A 556-nucleotide genomic window follows, 5' to 3' on the forward strand; every position below is an offset into this window, starting at 1 on the left:
CGGCGGCGGCGGTTCTGGTGGCGGTGGCGGCGGTCACGGCGGCGGCGGTTCCGGTGGCGGAAGCGGGGGCGGCGGCAATGGCGGTGGTCACGGTGGCAGCGGCGGCGGTGGCAATGGCGGCGGCCACAGTGGAAACGGCAGCGGCGGCAACAGCGGCAGCGGTCACAGCAGCGGCGACCATGGTTCGGGACACTCAGGCAGCTCAGCCTCATCCGGGCGCAGCGGCACTCACTCTGAGCCCGGCGACGATCACGGTGTACACCGCTCGGGCGAAATCGGCGACGACCACGGTGTGCACCGCGCGGGCGAAATCGGCGACGACCGCGGTGTGCATCGCGCGGGCGAAATCGGCGACGACCGCGGTGTGCACCGCGCGGGCGAAATCGGCGACGACCGCGGTGTGCATGTCGGTGGCGAGCCAGGCGATGACAAAAGGTCCTGACAAAGGCTGATCTTCAACCCCCCACAATCCCTTGTAGGAGCGAGGCTTGCCCGCGAAGGCGTTGTATCAGTCAGCGCTTGTTTTGAATGTCACGACGCCTTCGCGGGCAAGCCT

At 69.1% G+C, this 556-nt stretch carries 1 protein-coding gene; it reads left to right on the forward strand.

The genetic code is table 11. From position 1 onward, the window contains the following. Positions 1-442: hypothetical protein (locus QMX98_RS34820; protein WP_282412094.1), on the forward strand; the 442-nt coding region annotated here is incomplete at its 5' end. Between the last annotated feature and the right edge of the window lie 114 nt (positions 443-556).

It is taken from the genome of Pseudomonas sp. PS02303, assembly GCF_029959925.1.
In the GTDB taxonomy this organism is placed as follows: Bacteria; Pseudomonadota; Gammaproteobacteria; order Pseudomonadales; family Pseudomonadaceae; genus Aquipseudomonas; species Aquipseudomonas mandelii.